Origin of the sequence: Streptomyces sp. NPDC002055, from assembly GCF_040296705.1 — a bacterium.
In the GTDB taxonomy this organism is placed as follows: Bacteria; Actinomycetota; Actinomycetes; order Streptomycetales; family Streptomycetaceae; genus Streptomyces.
This window is the reverse complement of sequence record NZ_JBEOXS010000008.1, coordinates 154,706-170,775: the sequence shown is the minus strand read 5'-3', so window position 1 is coordinate 170,775 and position 16,070 is coordinate 154,706. Positions and strand designations below refer to the sequence as shown.

Genomic DNA, 16,070 nt, shown 5'->3' with positions numbered 1-16,070 from the left:
CGCTCGGGCTGTCAGGGCCTATGAGGTGAGCACACCGGTTCGGGCGGCAAGCCCACGGAGCTGGGGTGTCGTGCGCCCGGAGACGAGCAGGCCGTGAATGATCGCTCGCACGGCCGGACGGGCATGGGTCTCTTCGGCTGCGTGATACTCGGCGGCGAGCAACATGTCAATGCACTCTTCGCGGCGCCCCCACCGTGCGTACGCCGACGCCTTGTCGGTGTAGTACAGCGCTTGGCGCTCAACGCTCGGCAGGGCTTGGGGGGCGAGGGCAGCCGCAGCGGCCAGTGCCGCGGAGGGATCGCCGGCAGAGTTTTCCGCGGAGATCAGATGGAGTTGGACGGTAGCCGGGCTGAATCCGCCACGGTGGCCGCGTAGCTGTGTGCTTCCGAGCTGAGCGGCGATGGCTGCGGCCTGGTCGGTGAGCTCGCGCATGCCGGACTGGTCGCGCATGTGAGCCACGGTGTAGGCCGCGCACTGGATGAGCAGGCCCCTCTGGGCGTCTCCAGCCTTCCCGCCATGATGGAGTGCGGGGTCGTCAGCCGCGTTGAGGGCGAGCACGAGGGACTGGTCATGCCAGCCGGCCTTACGGGCCAGTACGGCGAGCTGGCGGGCGGCCTCGGCGCCCGAGAGCGGGTCGCCGCCGGCATCGGCGAGCTGGCGGGCGCGGTCGGCGGCCATCCATCCGAGTTGGGGCTCGTCGAGTTTGATGAGGACCCGTGTGGCGAGGAGGTAGCCCTGCGCCAGGAGCAGGTGCTGCTCGGTGCCGCTGGTGGCCTGGTGCGCTGCACGAATCAGCCGCGGAAGCCGTACGGAGAGACTGGAGTAGTCGCAGCCGTTGAAGTCGACGATCGCCCGAGAGAGTTCAGCTGCTAGCTGCTCGGGCGACGGGTCGGCGGGGCGTCGGCCAAGGCCGAGCATGGCGTCCCGGAGTCCTGCGACCATGGTGTCACCAAGGCGAAGCTCCTCGCTCTCGGCGGGGGCGGCGCCGACGAACGGCGCGCCCGCTGCGGCAGCGGCCGTAGCTGCCAGGTTCGCGAGCAACTTTCGTCGACGCACCGGGTCTTCTCCGTCCTCCCGTCCCAGGCGTCCCAGAGTAGGCGCGGGGAGCCGGGGATAGGGCCCGGTTGACTGACCGTGTTGCGCCAGGGGGGCTGCGGCCAGCCCGAGTGCCTGCGGCGGGATGTCCAGGGCGGCCCCAAACCGCCTCAGCACAGGAACTGACATCGGGCACACCCCGCGCTCGTAGCGGGAGACCTGCGCGGCGGAGTATCCGGTGAGTCTGCCGAGATGCTCCAGCGTCATGCTCTGCGTACGCCGCGTCTTGCGGACGAGTTCCCCAGGCGCGATGGCCTCTGATGGCGTGAGCTGGACTTTTCCGACTGCATCCATGACCCGTCCCGGTGATAGCCGAGGCTGCTGCCGTCCTCAGCGTAGGGGCGCCGCGGGGCGCTGGGGGGCTTTTGCATGACATGCAAGGTTTTTGCAGTCCTAGGACTACCAGCTCCCGGTGGGACCGCCTTTGCGGTGCTCTTGGAGCGGCGGCCGGCATCTGCGGGTCGCCACCCTTCGGGCACCTGGGAGGTACTGGTGCAACTCTCCAACCCCGCCCCCTCGGCGACGGCCACCCCGTCCGTGGACGTCCGTCTCACACCCGCCTACTACGTCCAGGCACAGGGACTCGGCAGCTTCATCGAAAGCCTGCTCACCTGCCGCACGGTCTTCGACATCAAGTCCGCCATGGTCCTTGCCCTGGACATGCCCGCCGCGGCCGGTCTCCTGTCCTCGGATGAGGGCGTCGTGGAGAAGGGCGCCACCGTCGAGGGCATGGTCATCGTCCAGGCCGGAGCCCGGGTTGAGGCTGGTGCCCGGATCGTCGGGCCGGTACTCATCTGCTCCGGCTCCGTCATCTCCAGAGACGCCCTGGTGCGCGACCACAGCGTGATCGGCCCGAATTGCCAGATCGGATTCGGCGCGGAGATCACCCGCAGTCTCGTCGCCGGCGGCTGCTTCATGAAGCACCCGGCGTTCCTCGGGGACTCGGTGGTCGGCCGGGGCGTCAACATCGGCTCGTTCTGCTCGACTACCGGGCTGCGCTGCGACGGACCAGTGGTCGAACCAGCCGTCACGGAGGTCACTGTGACCCTCGACGGCCAGCGCATCGGTACGGGCCAGACGAAGATGGGCGCCGTCATCGGCGACGGGGTGGCCCTGCCGGCCGGCACGGTCCTTTCACCGGGCACGCTGATCGGCCCCGGCACGGTGATCTACCCGCGTGGCCACATCGGCGGCGTTCTGCCCGCCGGATCCAGGGTTCGGTGAGCGCCATGACCTACTCTCCCGCTCCCGTAGCGGTCACGAACGACATGGTCGTCCAGGTCACCGGAGGCCGGCCTCTTGAGGGCCGCATCACGGTGCAGGGCAGCAAGAACGTCGCCCTGCATCTGTATGCGGCGTCCCTCCTCACCGACGCTCCGGTGATGCTTCTCGGCGTGCCACTGATCCTCGACACCGACGTGTGCGCCCAGATCATCGCGCACACCGGGGCGTGGGTCGACGTCACGGGTAGCCAGTTCCTCGTGGGCCCGGGTACGCGGGTACGCCCGGAGGTCCACCAGGAACTGGGGCGCCGGGTGCGCACCACGTGTGTCCTGGCTGCCGCGGTGCTCGCCCGGTGCGGTCAGGTCACGTTTCCGCATCCGGGCGGGGATGCCTTCTGCCCCCGGCTGATCGACCGGCACCTTGCCGCGATGGAGGCAGCCGGGGCGAAGGTCAGCATGGACGGCACCGGGATGCGCGCCCGGTGCGGGCCGGGAGGCCTGCGACCGTTCACCGTGGACATGGCCACGCCCTACGGGCCGAGCCTCGGCGCGACGGTCACGGCGCTCCTTCTCGCGGCCCGCGCCCCGGGGGCGAGCCTGATCACGAGCCCATCCCGCGAACCGGAGGTCACTGAGACCGTCCGGTTCCTCGCAGAGCGCGGCGTCTCGATCGACTGGGACAGCAGCGGGTTGCACGTCACCGGCACCGACCGTATCGACGGAGGGGCATTCGCGGTGGCCGGGGACCGGATTGAAGCTGCGACCATGATCATGGCAGCTGCGATGACCGGCGGCCGTCTGCGTCTGGGCGGCATCACGACCGCCGGCCTCCCCCAAGGCCTCACCACCACGCTGGCGCGAGCAGGGGTACCTCTCACCGGTGGCCCGGGGGAGATCCGCATGTCTCTGGACGGGCCGCTGCGCGCCGTCGAGACCGCGACGGGCCCCCACCCCGGCCTGCCTACAGACACCGCGCCCCAGCTGGCCGCGATGCTCACCCAGGCCCACGGCACCTCGCTCATCACGGAGCGCGTCTACCCGCAGCGGGACACGCACCTGGAGGGCCTGGCCGCGTTCGGTGCGGAGGTGAGTTCACGCGGCCCGGCCATCCGGGTCCACGGGACTGCCCGGCTACGCGCCACGCACGTCACCGCGGCGGACATCCGGGCTGTCACAGCTCTACTACTGGCCGGATTGGCGGCCGAAGGAACCTCTACGATCCGGGGCATCTACCACCTCCGGCGCGGCTACGGACATCTCCTGTCGAACCTCGCCACGCTGGGAGCCCACATCACCACCATCCCGGAGGCCAACCCATGCCCGTGACGTTCACCCCAGACGACCTGACCCGCCTCCAGGACACCCTCGATGAGGTGGTGGCTGACGGTGCTACGCCAGGAGGCGTCATCGTGTGCGGCACGCTCGACGGTCCGCGCGAGGTGCTGACATCCGGTCTCATTGCCCCCGAGCTGGGCAACGTCGCACCGGCCGAGAACACGACGTACGACGTCGCCAGCCTGACCAAGGTTCTCGCAACGTGGCCACTGGTCGGGCAGACGCTCGAGGCCGGGCTGCTCGACCTGGAGGCCCCCGTGCGGGACGTCCTGCCGGTGATGAGCGGCGAAACCCCCAGCGGCGACGCGACCGTCCGCCAACTCATCACGCACACGGCCGGGTTGCGCGCCTCCACCCGCCTGGACTACTACCGCGGGGCGGACGCACCACTTCACGAGCTGCTGTGCCGTGAGCCCCTGGAGGACGCGCCCGGCAGCCACCGGTACATCAACCGGGGGTACATCCTCCTCGGCCTTGCGCTTGCGTTCGTCCACGGCCAGCCGCTGGACGTTCTCGCTGCCGAATTCTGGCAAGGGCTCGGCATGACCTCAACGTCGTACGGGCCGGTCGGCCGCCGCGCCTCCGTTGCGCCGACCGAGCAGCGCCTTCCCGGAGCGCCCCGGATCTGGGGCACCGCTCATGACGAGAACGCAGCGCTCATGGGAGGAGTCGCTGGTCACGCCGGCGTGTTCTCCACGCCGGCGGACCTCGCCGCCTACGCCCATGGACTGCTCTCCTCCTACAGCCAGGGGAACGGCTTCCTCGGCGAGTGGCTGCGGGCAAGTCTGGTTCCCCACGCCACCATTGAGCCGGGCCTCGACCGGGGCCTGTCCTGGATCCTCGCCTCCGGCGGTGGAGTTGCGTATCACCACGGGTGGACCGGCACCAGCGTCTACCTCGCACCGGAGGCCGGCCGCTACCTGGTGGTCGTCACGAACGCCGTCTACTACGGCACCTCCCGCACGAGGATTGCGCCGCTGCGGGCAGCGGCGCTCAAAACGATCTCTGCTACCTGACTCAGGGGGTTCTCATGGCCAAGCTATTGGCCGACTGCACCACACTGCGTCTCGGGGGGCCTGCTGACCACTTGGTCGTTCACACCGACCCGGTCGCCTGGCGAAGCCTCGCCCGGGACCTGCCGGGGCGGCCGTTCGTCCTCGGAGGCGGGAGCAACATTCTCGCGGCCGACGCGGGGCACCAGGGGACCGTGGTACGAATGGCGACCCGCGGCGTCGCCGCCCGTGATCTCGGTGACGGACAGGTCGAGATCACCGTGGAAGCCGGTGAACCGCTGTCCGAGCTTGTGGGGTACGCGGTCGCGGAAGGCCTCTCCGGAGTCGAGTTCCTCGGTGGCATCCCCGGCACTACAGGGGCCGCTCCGGTACAGAACGCGGGCGCGTACGGGCAGCAGATCGCTGACAGCCTCGTGATGGTGTCCGCCTGGGATTGGAAACAGGGCCGCTTGGTGAAACTCGGCGCGAGTGACTGCCGCTTCGGCTATCGCTCCTCCGTCTTCAAGGCGGATCCGGGGCGGTGGGCGATCCTCACCGTCACTCTGCACCTCACTCGTAGCCGACAGGCGGCGCGTGTGACGTACGGGCATCTGGCCCAGGCCCTCTGCGTTTCCCTCGGCGCACGGCCGCCGCTCGCGGAGGCTGCTGCGGGGGAGGCTCCAGCCCTGCTCCGGGTGGTGCGCCGCGGGGCGCGCGGCCTCCCGGTCGGCGGAGTCGGCCGTCGGGCAGGTGGGCTCATGCTGACACATATTCATCCCTATCGGTCAGACCTCCTCCACCAGCCCGCCGGGGGGCAGCTCCGACTGGTGGAGGAGGAGTTGAGGGCAGCAGGGGGCGGCTGCGTGGGAGGGGTGCTCCAGGGCCGCTCGGCGTTCCGCGGCGGCCTCGGCCTCGGCGATGCAGTGGTCGGTGGCGCGGCCCTTTCCACGGCGCCGTCTCGCAAGGGTGTCCGCTGAGCGAGGCCCGTTGCGGCAGTCATGGGCTCCTCCGCGTAGTGGTGGGGATCGTGAAGGTGCACCAGGTCTTGGTGCCGTCGGGACTCACGCCGCACAGGGTGGACAGCTCGCTGACGATGAACAGGCCGCGGCCGCTCTCGTCGTACGGGTCCGCTTCGTTGACGTGCGCTCGTTCGAGGGAACCGTCGTCCACTTCGAGCGCGAGCACGTTTGCGGCGAGGAGGAGCCGGAAGGCGACCCGGTCACCCTTCCCGTGTAACAGCGCGTTGGTGACGAGTTCGCTGATCACGCTTTCGGCGTCTTCGACCAGGCCGGGGATCCCCCAGTGGCGCAGCTTGGCCGTGCTGATCCGGCGGAGGCGGCCGACCCACTGGCCCTCGTGTTCGGCGATGGGCTCGCCTTCGGGCCTGGGGTCACGCCGGATGCTGAGGGCCAGGTCGTCCCATACGGCCTCGGGTACCAGCCCAAGATCCTCGACTGTTCCGACGATCATGGTGTTGTCTCCCAGCGAGCCGGCTCACGTCGGCCGGGCGGCGGCCTCACTGCGGCACCACGTTCTCGGCGTGCGCCAGGGCGATGAAACCGCTGTGCATGGCGAACCAGTTCAGTTCGGTCTCGTACCTGTCGAGCTGCGGGCTGATGGCGGCCCGGGTCACCGCCACGACTCCATCGACGAACCCGCTCTTGACCCGCTGCCTTATCTGCAACCAGCCGTAGCGGTCCTCGGGGGCGGTCAGGCTGAGGCAGTCGGTGAAGATCTGCTCACGGCCGACCTGCCACTCCATCCGCTCCGTGAACTCGCGGGCCGCGGCCAAGGAGCGGTCGGGGCTCTGTCCGTTCACGGTGCGGGCGTACAAGGCGATCCGGGGGACACGGTCACTGGCCCTCAACGCTTCGAGCCGCCGCTCCACCTGCTGCCTGCGGAGCTTCATGAGCTGGACGGCCCGGTCCGGCGAGACGGGCGGGACGCCGGGACGGAACATCGGGTCGTGGTCGTTGTCGAGGTCCATCCAGTCGGTGGAGGCACTGGAGGTGCGGGTGGCGCTCTGGCTCGTCATCGCGGCCTCGGCTTCGTCGGAGGGGGTGTGGAGGCCCGCCCCCACGGGGGCGAGAGGGCGGACCTCCGCCGGGCCAGCGACCCGGCCCGTACGACGGCAGGCGTAACTGTGCGTCACAAGTGATCGTGACTTGATGGACAGTCACGTCCGCCGCGACCCCTAGCTTGCTCCTTTTTCGCTTTGGCGCGCAACATTTCGCCGACAATCCAAAAAGGCTGGAACACGCGTGCGCATGGCCAACGGTGACGCAGGCGTGCCAGACTGCGCCCATGACGCAGAAGAGAGCGACGCCGTCAATCAAGAGGCGACGCGTGGGCGCCCAACTGCGCCAGTGGCGCGAAGCGGTTGACATGCCATCAGGCGACGCCGCGCGGGCCATGGGGTGGAGCCAGGCACGCTTCTCCCGCGTCGAGCGCGGCTACTACCGCATCTTGCGCGACGAGGTGTTCGATCTGTGCGCGAAGATCGGCGTCGACGACCCGGAAGGCGTGGCAGAGGTCGCCCGCGTCGCCGAGGAGCCGACCGGCAAGGGCTGGTGGGCCTCATACGCCGACAAGGTCGGCGTCAGCGAGCAATACCTCGACTTCGTTGAGCTGGAGGCGGAGGCCGAGAGCATCCGCATCGTTCACCCGAAGGTCGTCCCAGGACTCGTTCAGTCGCCCAGCTACGTCAGAGAGATGCATTCAAGTGCGCGGTCGAACGATCCGGAGTCGCTGATCGCCATTCGCTTGGCCCGGCAGGAAGTCCTCAGCCGCGCCAAGTTCCATGGCCTGATCCCTGAATCCGCCTTCCACGCCCGCTTCGAGTCCGCTCCCGGACTCATGAAGGACCAGCTCCGCAAGCTGATCGACGCCTCCAGCATGGAGAACGTCACCATCCAGATCCTGCCGCTCACCGCACACCCGTCGTACGGGTCGAACGGGGCAATGACGATCCTCACCTTCCGTCATCCATGGACGCCCGTCGCCTCCATCGACAACCCGATGGGCGGATCGCACACCGTCGACCCGGATCAGGTCGCCTATCTGGAAGCCGAGTTCGACAACATCGCTTCCGCAGCACTTTCCGTGGACAAGTCACGGGACCTCCTCAACGAGCATCTGGAAGGACTGCACCAGTGACCACCAACAACGGACGCTCCCTCACCGCACCACAGCTTGAAGGGGCCGTCTGGAAGAAGTCTTCCTACAGCGGAGACTCCAACGGGCAGTGCGTCGAGGTCGCAGCCCTGACGGCCGCGCCGTTCGCCGGCATGCGGGCTATCCGGGACTCGAAGAACCCGGATGGCCCCGCGCTGCTCTTCCCCGAGTCCTCGGTCGCGGGGTTCCTTGCGGACGTTCGGGACGGCAAGTTCGACAACTGACCCGCTCAACGCGCGTCGAAGCCCGTCTCCCCCATCCCAACTGGGGGAGACGGGCTTCGTCGTACTTCTGTACCCATGGGCGAGGGCAGCGCACCCCGGGAGGTCGCTTTGCTCCTGGCTAGGTGTACTGGCCCGGGGTCAGGGTCTTCTGCGCGGGGCCGGTGGCGGGGTTCCCGGTGGTGGCGTTCCCGTGTGCGGCGCCCCCGGTGGTGGCGTCCGGCTCGTCCGGGCCGACGAGGTCCCGGGTCAGCAGCGTCGCCCCGGCCACCGCCCCCGGCATCAGGAAGACCGCCACGAGCGGGATCAGGAAGAGCAGCGCGAGCGGCACCCCGAAGCCGAGACTCAGCATGCGCCGGCCGCGGAGCAGAGCGAGGCGCTGCGGCAGTCGCACACCGCGGCGCTGGAGGGCGACGGCGGTGAGTTCCTCGGTGAGGAAGAAGCCGGTGACGCAGAAGCCGAGGGCGGGCACCACCGTCTGGCCGATGAGCGGGACGAAACCGAGCGCGAAGAACAGCAGCGAGTACAGGCCCACCCGCAGAAGGATCGCCAGGCTCTCCCGTGCGGAGATGAACAGTTCACGCCAGAACGGGAGTCCGGACTCGGGGGCGGTGCCGTCCTCCGAGAGGTCGACCTGCTCGGAGAGCGACTCGTAGAAGGGCTGCCCGATGAGCAGGGTGACGGCGGTGAAGGACACCACGGCGAACAGCAGGACGACCGCGAACAGCAGCGCAACGAGGAAGCCGCGGAAGAGGTCCTGCCAGGGCGAGCCCCAGTCGTCGGCGAAGGGCGTGGCCCAGGCCGTCAGGTCGGCGCCCCAGAAGCCGAGGCCGGCCAGCGCGGCGCCGTACAGCACCACGGTGGCGAGCGCGGGCAGCAGGCCGAAGCCCCACCACCGGCTGTGTGCGGCCACCCAACGCTGGCCCTTCCAGAAATAGCCGAAACCCGCCCCGAGATCATGCATGGGGAGAGCATAGTGCGGCGTCGTCCGGGGTCCGCCGGGGCCTGCCCCTGAGCGGACGCGGCGGTTCCAGAGCGGGGCGGCGGTCGTCTCCGGAACGGGGCGGTCGTCTCCGGGGTGATCGTCCGGCGGCGTCCAGGGCGGGCGGCGCACCACGGTGGGCGGCGCGCGGTGGTGGGCTCGGCGCGGCGGTGGGCTCGGCGCGGTGGTGGGCGCGGCGCGGTGGTGGGCGCGGCGCGGTGGGCCGGACGCAGTGGGACTCGACGGGCCGGGCGCTGTCAGTGGCCGGGGGTGTCGAAGTCGGCGGTGGCGAGAACCATGCCGTCGGCGCCGACCAGGCGGGCCCCGGAGAGGGTGTCCGGATCCACCGGGGCCGGGGCGGCCCAGTGGCCGTAATCGCCCTTGAGCGTGAACGAACCGATGGTGACGGTGCTGCCGTCGTCCCGCACGAACTGGCAGGAGACCTTGCCGTACGCGTGCGGGAAGTCGAGGTCGTCGAGCGACATGTACACCCAGCTCTCCGGGCCCGGATGGGCGTAGACCTTCCCCACGTGCCGGTTCCCGGCGGTGAAGTCGGCCGTGAGCAGCTGTCCGGCGGCGGCCGTCGTGGCGGCGGGAGGCCCTTCGAGGGCCTGGCCCACCGCCCAGCCGCCGAATCCGAAGCTGATCGCGAGGATGGCGGCGACGACGGTGGCCCGCAGCTTGCGCCGGGTCCGGCGGTGCCGGTGGCCGGACGCCGGCCCGTGCCGGGCGTGCTCACGGCTGTCGGCGGGCCCCGGGCGGGCGTGGCCCGGACGGGTGTGACCTGGGGTGCGATCTGGGGTGTGACCTGGGCGGGCGTGCTCCGGGCTGGCCCCCCGGCCGCCACTCCCCCGGCCGCCACTCCTCCGGCCTTCGCTCCCCTGACTTCCGCTCCCCCGGCCGCCGGGCTCGGAGCCGCCGGGCTCGGAGCCGCCGGGCTCGGAGCCGCCGGGCTCGGAGCCGCCGGGCTCGGAGCCGCCGGACGCAGGTTCGGCGGGATCGAGGCCGACGGGATCGAGGCCGGCGGGGCCGGTGGCGCCCGTCTCCTGGCTGTCGGAGTCCCGGTCCGCGGGGCGGCGGCTGGCCGGCCGCACGTAGGAGAAGCGCCGTCCGGCGGACTCCGGGCGCGAGGTCCGCCGTCCGGCAGAGCGGGCTCCCGCCATGCCCAGGCGGCGCAGGACGCGCTTCTCGAAACCGACCGGCGGTTCACTGCCCGGCAGCAGGCCCAGCAGCCCGTCCTCGGCGAGGGTCAGATGCTCGACGTACTCCCGGCAGCTCGGGCAGCGGTCCAGGTGATCGATGGCGGCGGCACGCTCCTGGCCAGGGAGGATCCCCAGTGCCAGCTCGGCACCGAGCTCCCTCAGCTCTGCGCAGGTCAGGTCAGTCATGGCCGTCTCGCTCGGGTCGTTCCGGTGCCTGCTCAGGCCGTCCCGGGGTGGTTCGTGCGTCCGCTCGGTGTGCCACCGCGCCGCCCTTCCCTGCCGCGTCCGCCCCGGCGGGGCCCAGGGCGAGGCGCAGCTTTCCCATCGCCGCCCGGATGCGGGTCTTGGCGGTGCCGACGGGGATGTCCTCGAACTCCGCGACCTGCCGGGCGGTCATCCCGTAGATCCCGGCCATCACCAGGGCCCGCCCCTGCGCCCCGGGCAGCGCGGCGACCGCCGCCCGGATCCGGGCCGCCGTGTCGTCGGCGACCGCCCGCTGCTCGGGGGTCTCGGTGACGAGTTCGAGCAGGGAGTCCAGGTCCTCGGGGGCCACGGGGGTGGGTCTGCGGGCCCGTACCGCGTCGATGGCCAGGTTGTGGGCGATCGCCGTGAGCCAGGTCTTGACCGAGCCGCGCCGGGAGTCGTACATCTGCGCGTGCCGCCAGGCGCGTTCGAAGGTCTGCTGGGCGATGTCCTCGGCCAGCTGGGGGTCGCTGACGACCGCGATCGCGACACCGTAGACCGTCCGCTGGAAGCGGCGCACGAAGGCGACGGCGATTTCGGGATCGCCGGTGCTGAGCCCCGCCAGAAGCGTCTCGTCCGCGGCGCGCCCGAGGGGGAGGCCCGTCCTCATACCTCTGGATACGGCCCCGCCACCCCGGGGGATTGCGGGGCGACTGCGGCGAGGGACGCGGGCGGACATAAAGGGCACCTCACCGCCATTCTCCGCCCCCGCGGCAATCCCGTCACGCGGCTGCCGCCGTATGCAGTGCAGGACGGGGTTCAGAGCAGGACCGGGCGCGGAAGCAGGACCGGATTCGGAGCGGGACCCGGTTCGGATCGGGACCGGACATGACGCCGAAGGGCCGGAGGGCCGAGCCATGACACGCATCGTGACCGTGCGCAGGAGCGTTGGAGCGGGGATCGGCGCCGGAGTCCTGGCCGGGGTGCTCGCGGCCTGCGGGGGCGGCGGCTACGGGGGCGGGTCGGGCGGTGACGGGAACGGATCGACGACCTCGCCGCCCAAGAACAGCGGGACGACCCGGGTCGCGGTGACGATGACGGACTACCACTTCCGTCTGAACCCCGACACCTTCCACGCCGGCGCCTACACCTTCGTCGCCACCAACGACGGCCACCACCCGCACGCCATGGAACTCAAGGGGCCGGGCGGTGAGCAGCGCAGCGCCACGGTCGGGCCGGGACAGTCCACCACACTCAAGGTGACGCTGAAGGACGGTACGTACCAGGTCTTCTGCCCCGTCGACAACCACACGGACCTGGGCATGAAGACCACGATCACGGTCAGCGGGACCGGCACCTCGGACGGGAACACCACCGGCGGCAACAACGGCTACTGACGCCTGGGGCGCACGGGAGCGCTGTGGCACCTGTGGCGCAGGTGGCACGGGGCGCTGTGGCACAGGTTCGCCGCTGCACGGAGGCGGTGTGGCGCCGAGGCCGTGCGGCGCGGGGGGATTGCCGCGGGCCGGGCACCATGCGCGGAGGGCCGCACCCCGCTGCTGCGGGTGCGGCCCTCCGAACGGCTCGACGCCTCAAGACATCAAGACTTCAATGCCTCGATACATCGAGGCCTCAACGCCTCAGACCACGCTGAGCTCCACGGCGATGTTGCCGCGCGTGGCGTTGGAGTACGGGCACACCTGGTGGGCCGCCTCGACGAGCTGCTCGGCGGTGGCCCGGTCCACGTTCGGGATGGAGACCTCGAGGGCGACCTCGATGCCGAAGCCCCCGTTGCCGTTCTTGCCGAGGCCGACCCGGGCGGTCACGCGCGACCCGGAGATGTCGGCCTTCTGCTGCCGTGCCACGACGCCGAGTGCACCCTGGAAGCAGGCGCCGTAACCGGCGGCGAACAGCTGCTCCGGGTTGGTGCCCGCACCGCTTCCGCCCAGCTCCTTGGGCGGGTTGACGACCACGTCGAGCTTGCCGTCGTCCGAGGCGACCCGGCCGTCGCGGCCGTTCTCGGCGGTGGCGACCGCGGTGTACAGGACGTCTATGGACTCGATGGACATGCGGAATTCCTCCTGTTGTCGCGCACGGGTGTGCGCGTCCTGACTCGGGTACACGTCCGGCTCACCCTCACATGACCGGGACGGTCCGGACCATACGTCCGGAACGACGGGAGTGAGCTCGGCGGTTGAGCTGTGCGAGGTCAGTCGCCGAGGGCGACGATCATCTTCCCGGTGTTGTCGCCGCGGAGCATGCCGAGGAACGCGTCGAAGGCGTTGTCGATGCCCTCGACGACGGTCTCGCGGTACTGGAGCTCACCGGAGCGGATCCAGGCGGACACCTCCTGGACGAACTGCGGCTGGAGCGCCTGGTGATCGCTCACGAGCATGCCCTGCAGCCGCAGCCGCTTGCCGATGACCATGGCGAGGTTGCGCGGCGCGGGGGTCGGCTCGGTCGCGTTGTACTGCGCGATCATGCCGCAGATGGTGGCGCGGCCGTGCAGGTTGAGGGAGCCGATCGCCGCTTCCAGGTGCTCGCCGCCGACGTTGTCGAAGTAGACGTCGATGCCGTCGGGGGCGGCTTTCGCCAGCTGCTCGGCGACCGGTCCGTCCTTGTAGTTGAAGGCGGCGTCGAAGCCGTACTCCTCGGTGAGGAGCCGGACCTTCTCGTCCGAGCCCGCGCTGCCGATGACCCGGGAGGCGCCCTTGAGCCGGGCGATCTGCCCGACCTGGCTGCCGACCGCGCCGGCGGCGCCGGAGACGAACACGGCGTCGCCCTCCTGGAAGGAGGCGACCTCCAGCAGCCCGGCGTACGCGGTGAGGCCGGGCATCCCGAGCACGCCCAGGTACGCGCCGAGCGGGGCCAGCTCCGGGTCGACCTTGACGGCGCGCTTGCCGTCGACGACGGCGTACTCGCGCCAGCCGAGGCCGTGCAGGACGTGGTCGCCGGGTGCGAAGCCCTCGGCGTTCGAGGCCAGCACCGTGCCGACCGCGCCGCCGTCCATCGGGCCGTCCAGCGGGTAGGGCGGCAGATACGACTTCATGTCGTTCATCCGTCCGCGCATGTACGGGTCGACGGACAGCAGGGTGTTGCGGACCAGAATCTGTCCGGGGCCGGGCTCGGTGACCGCCGTCTCACGGAGGGCGAAGTCCTCGGGCTTCGGCCAGCCGTGCGGGCGGGCGACCAGGTGCCATTCGCGGCCGGTGCTCGGCAGTGCGGTCATGGTGGGCGCGCCTCCTTCTGCCCCAGATGTACTGGGCTCCTGATGTGCTGGGCTGCTGATGTGCTGGGCTGTTGCCACAGGTCTACTGGGCAATGTTTCATGTACTGAAACAACCATGCTCCTGGATGTTTCATGTTGTCAAGTAAATGGGTATCCTGGAGACCATGGCCACTCGCACTGATCCCCTGACCTTCGAGGTCGTCGAGCTCATCGGCACCGTCGTGGCCCGCTACTACGACGAGTACGAGGACGCGGCGGCCGAGCACGCCCTCACCGGCGCCCAGGCGCGCGTACTGAGTCTCCTCTCCCACGAGCCGATGCCCATGCGCCGGATCGCCCAGAAGCTCAAGTGCGAGCCGTCGAACATCACCGGCATCGTCGACCGGCTGGAGAGCCGCGGTCTCGTGGAGCGACGCCCCGACCCGGCCGACCGCCGGGTGAAGCTGGCCGCCCCGACGGAGGAGGGCCGGGCGACGGCGGCCCGGCTGCGGGACGCGCTGGGCTTCGCCCGGGAGCCCCTCGCCGGCCTCTCGACCGAGGAGCGCACCACCCTGCGCGACCTGCTGCGGCGGATGCTCGGGGAGAGCGGCGCGGGGGGCTGAGCGTTGCGGGGAGCCCGGCGGCGCGGCCTGCAGGGCGGCGTCGTCGTCGGCAGGGCGGCGCGGCCGGCGGGCGCTATGGCCTGCGGGGCGCGGGCCTTCGGCGATCGTTGACCGGCGATTGGCCCACGCATCCCGCGGTCCAGTGGCCCAGAGCACAGGGCCAATCCCCGGATAGGCTCACCGCCCATGAGCGCTGACCAGACCACCCGGCACACCATCGACTTCTACTTCGACCCCATCTGCCCGTTCGCCTGGATCACCTCCCGTTGGATCCTGGAGGTCGAGAAGCAGCGGGAGGTCGACCTGCGGTTCCGGGTGATGAGCCTCTCCGTCCTCAACGAGGGCCGGGAGAACCTGCCCGAGAAGTACCGGGAGCTGCTGGACCGGGGCTGGGGCCCGGTCCGGGTGTGCATCGCCGCGGCGCAGCAGCACGGCGAGGGCGTGCTGCGCGACCTCTACACCGCGCTGGGCACCCGGATCCACAACGAGGACACCGACGACTACACCGCGGCGATCGCGGCGGCGCTGGCCGATGCGGGCCTGCCCGCGGAGCTCGCGGAGGCGGCCGGCCGGACCGAGTACGACGACGCACTGCGCAAGAGCCACCACGAGGGCATGGACCCGGTCGGTGAGGAGGTCGGCACGCCCACCATCCATGTCGACGGCGCCGCCTTCTTCGGGCCGGTGCTCAGCTCGATCCCGCGCGGCGAGGCGGCCCTGCGGGTGTTCGACGGCGTGCGGCTGCTCGCCGGTCACCCGGACTTCTTCGAACTGAAGCGCACCCGGACCGGAGGGCTCGACTTCAGCTAGGCCCTGTCGCTCGTTCCGGCGTGCCCGCCGAGGCTTCGACCGGCCCCAGCCTCCGCCGGCGGGTCGAGCTGGCGCGGCCATGTGCCGACTCAGGTGGCGCACCACCACAGGAAGCGGGCGGTGCAGGTGGGGCGTGGTTCCGGGCGGGGCCGGGGGCGCTGCGACGACGAGGGGGCGGGGGCCGGCGCGGCGGAGGTCCGGGGCGGCGGGGGCGCGTCGGGCGCCGTTCCGGATGCGGAGGAGCCGCGCGTGGTCGTGGCGGCACCCGGCTCGTCGGGGGTGCTGCTCCGCCGCTTCCGGGCGGCGTCGTCGGAGTTCCGGTCGCCCTCGCTCCGGTCGCTGCCCTCGGTTCCGTCGCGGGGGCTCCGGGAGGCCGAGGGGCCGCCGCTCGGCGCGCCGTCGCCGCTCGCGGGGGAGGCGCTGAGGGAGCCCGTGGACGCGCCGGGGTCCCGGTCGGCCGTGGGCCGTTCCGACCGGGCCGCGGCGGTTCCGTCCTCCCACGGCGCCCGGAACGGGCCCTCGGTGGCGACCTCCGCCACGGTCAGCGCGCCCAGGACGATCCCGAACACGGCGGCGGCAGTGACGACCCGGCGCCCCCGGCCACGACGGCCGCGCCGGCCGCGGCTCGGGCGGGCGCGCGGGCCGCGGTGGCCGCTCCCGGCCTCGCGTTCCCGGGCCGCGAGCCGTTCCCGGGCCGCGAGCCGTTCGGCGCGGCGCCCTGCGGGGGCCGCGGGGATGCCGTCGGACTGCTCCCCGGACGGGGCGGTCCCGGCCCGCGGCGCGGGGTCCCCGATGGGCGCGCCGCATCCCGGGCAGGACAGGGCGCCGTTGAGGTGCCGTCGGCACAGAGAGCAGTAATCCATGGCGCCCGCAGGCTATGTGCCGTCCGGTAACGATTGGAGCGGCCTCCTGTGAGGATTCCGTGTCGACCGGCGCGCCGGGATGACGCATGCACCGCGGTACGCGGGAAACGATCACAGATCCGGACTGATGCACCGAGAACCCCCGGTTCGGGCGCGGCG

Annotated in this window: 17 protein-coding genes and 2 pseudogenes; 9 read left to right on the top strand and 10 right to left on the bottom strand. The window is 71.2% G+C overall.

The window, feature by feature from the left end:
* Positions 1-18: 18 nt before the first annotated feature.
* The gene (locus ABT112_RS07210; protein WP_351506495.1) at positions 19-1,389 is read right to left on the bottom strand and encodes a helix-turn-helix domain-containing protein; all 1,371 of its coding nucleotides are present in this window, start codon (positions 1,387-1,389) and stop codon (positions 19-21) included.
* A 198-nt stretch (positions 1,390-1,587) separates the two neighbouring features.
* Here ABT112_RS07210 and ABT112_RS07205 point away from each other — a divergent pair, with 198 nt between their 5' ends.
* The 4 genes and pseudogenes from ABT112_RS07205 to ABT112_RS07190 all read left to right on the top strand — a co-directional run.
* The gene (locus tag ABT112_RS07205; protein WP_351506493.1) at positions 1,588-2,319 is read left to right on the top strand and encodes an LbetaH domain-containing protein; all 732 of its coding nucleotides are present in this window, start codon (positions 1,588-1,590) and stop codon (positions 2,317-2,319) included.
* A gap of 5 nt (positions 2,320-2,324) precedes the next feature.
* Positions 2,325-3,644 (top strand): UDP-N-acetylglucosamine 1-carboxyvinyltransferase, encoded by a 1,320-nt coding sequence (locus ABT112_RS07200; protein WP_351506490.1) that lies wholly within the window; start codon positions 2,325-2,327, stop codon positions 3,642-3,644.
* Positions 3,635-4,669, top strand: a complete 1,035-nt coding sequence (locus ABT112_RS07195) for a serine hydrolase domain-containing protein (protein ID WP_351506488.1) — start codon at positions 3,635-3,637, stop codon at positions 4,667-4,669. Before ABT112_RS07200 ends, ABT112_RS07195 begins: the two co-directional genes overlap by 10 nt.
* Positions 4,670-4,683: 14 nt before the next feature.
* A pseudogene (locus ABT112_RS07190) lies at positions 4,684-5,118 on the top strand (FAD-binding protein); the annotation flags it as partial.
* Between the two features lie 201 nt (positions 5,119-5,319).
* On the opposite strand, the pseudogene ABT112_RS07185 reads toward ABT112_RS07190, so the two are convergent.
* From ABT112_RS07185 to ABT112_RS07175, 3 genes and pseudogenes are all read right to left on the bottom strand, one after another.
* Positions 5,320-5,415: pseudogene (locus ABT112_RS07185) on the bottom strand (DUF5999 family protein); the annotation flags it as partial.
* A 226-nt stretch (positions 5,416-5,641) separates the two neighbouring features.
* Positions 5,642-6,115, bottom strand: a complete 474-nt coding sequence (locus tag ABT112_RS07180; RefSeq protein ID WP_351506486.1) for an ATP-binding protein — start codon at positions 6,113-6,115, stop codon at positions 5,642-5,644.
* Between the two features lie 46 nt (positions 6,116-6,161).
* Positions 6,162-6,725 carry a hypothetical protein gene (locus tag ABT112_RS07175; protein ID WP_351506484.1) on the bottom strand — a complete coding sequence of 188 codons (564 nt, stop codon included), beginning with the start codon at positions 6,723-6,725 and terminating at the stop codon, positions 6,162-6,164.
* Between the two features lie 224 nt (positions 6,726-6,949).
* On the opposite strand from ABT112_RS07175, the gene ABT112_RS07170 reads away from it, so the two are divergent.
* Positions 6,950-7,801: a helix-turn-helix domain-containing protein gene (locus ABT112_RS07170; protein ID WP_351506482.1), complete on the top strand. Its 852-nt coding sequence runs from the start codon at positions 6,950-6,952 to the stop codon at positions 7,799-7,801.
* Positions 7,798-8,043, top strand: coding sequence for a DUF397 domain-containing protein (locus tag ABT112_RS07165; protein ID WP_351506480.1), 246 nt, complete (start codon positions 7,798-7,800; stop codon positions 8,041-8,043). The genes ABT112_RS07170 and ABT112_RS07165 overlap by 4 nt, the downstream gene beginning before the upstream one ends.
* Positions 8,044-8,161: 118 nt before the next feature.
* Here ABT112_RS07165 and ABT112_RS07160 read toward each other — a convergent pair whose 3' ends face one another.
* From ABT112_RS07160 to ABT112_RS07150, 3 genes are all read right to left on the bottom strand, one after another.
* Positions 8,162-9,004 (bottom strand): EI24 domain-containing protein, encoded by an 843-nt coding sequence (locus ABT112_RS07160; protein ID WP_351506478.1) that lies wholly within the window; start codon positions 9,002-9,004, stop codon positions 8,162-8,164.
* A 275-nt stretch (positions 9,005-9,279) separates the two neighbouring features.
* Positions 9,280-10,410 (bottom strand): hypothetical protein, encoded by a 1,131-nt coding sequence (locus tag ABT112_RS07155; RefSeq protein ID WP_351506476.1) that lies wholly within the window; start codon positions 10,408-10,410, stop codon positions 9,280-9,282.
* Positions 10,403-11,077 (bottom strand): RNA polymerase sigma factor, encoded by a 675-nt coding sequence (locus ABT112_RS07150; protein WP_351506473.1) that lies wholly within the window; start codon positions 11,075-11,077, stop codon positions 10,403-10,405. Before ABT112_RS07150 ends, ABT112_RS07155 begins: the two co-directional genes overlap by 8 nt.
* Positions 11,078-11,324: 247 nt before the next feature.
* On the opposite strand from ABT112_RS07150, the gene ABT112_RS07145 reads away from it, so the two are divergent.
* Positions 11,325-11,804: a cupredoxin domain-containing protein gene (locus tag ABT112_RS07145; protein ID WP_351506470.1), complete on the top strand. Its 480-nt coding sequence runs from the start codon at positions 11,325-11,327 to the stop codon at positions 11,802-11,804.
* A 243-nt stretch (positions 11,805-12,047) separates the two neighbouring features.
* Here the strand turns inward: ABT112_RS07145 and ABT112_RS07140 are convergent, their stop codons facing one another.
* Together ABT112_RS07140 and ABT112_RS07135 are read right to left on the bottom strand one after the other, a co-directional pair.
* The gene (locus tag ABT112_RS07140) at positions 12,048-12,476 is read right to left on the bottom strand and encodes an organic hydroperoxide resistance protein (RefSeq protein ID WP_351506468.1); all 429 of its coding nucleotides are present in this window, start codon (positions 12,474-12,476) and stop codon (positions 12,048-12,050) included.
* A gap of 140 nt (positions 12,477-12,616) precedes the next feature.
* Complete coding sequence (locus ABT112_RS07135) at positions 12,617-13,636, bottom strand: NADP-dependent oxidoreductase (RefSeq protein ID WP_351506466.1); 1,020 nt, start codon at positions 13,634-13,636, stop codon at positions 12,617-12,619.
* A gap of 164 nt (positions 13,637-13,800) precedes the next feature.
* Here ABT112_RS07135 and ABT112_RS07130 point away from each other — a divergent pair, with 164 nt between their 5' ends.
* Together ABT112_RS07130 and ABT112_RS07125 are read left to right on the top strand one after the other, a co-directional pair.
* Entirely contained in the window at positions 13,801-14,238 is a 438-nt protein-coding gene (locus tag ABT112_RS07130; RefSeq protein ID WP_351506464.1) for a MarR family winged helix-turn-helix transcriptional regulator, read from the top strand.
* Positions 14,239-14,424: 186 nt separating this feature from the next.
* Positions 14,425-15,048, top strand: a complete 624-nt coding sequence (locus ABT112_RS07125) for a mycothiol-dependent nitroreductase Rv2466c family protein (RefSeq protein WP_351506462.1) — start codon at positions 14,425-14,427, stop codon at positions 15,046-15,048.
* Positions 15,049-15,137: 89 nt separating this feature from the next.
* On the opposite strand, the gene ABT112_RS07120 is transcribed toward ABT112_RS07125, so the two are convergent.
* Positions 15,138-15,911 (bottom strand): SCO2400 family protein, encoded by a 774-nt coding sequence (locus ABT112_RS07120; RefSeq protein WP_351506460.1) that lies wholly within the window; start codon positions 15,909-15,911, stop codon positions 15,138-15,140.
* Positions 15,912-16,070 lie beyond the last annotated feature (159 nt).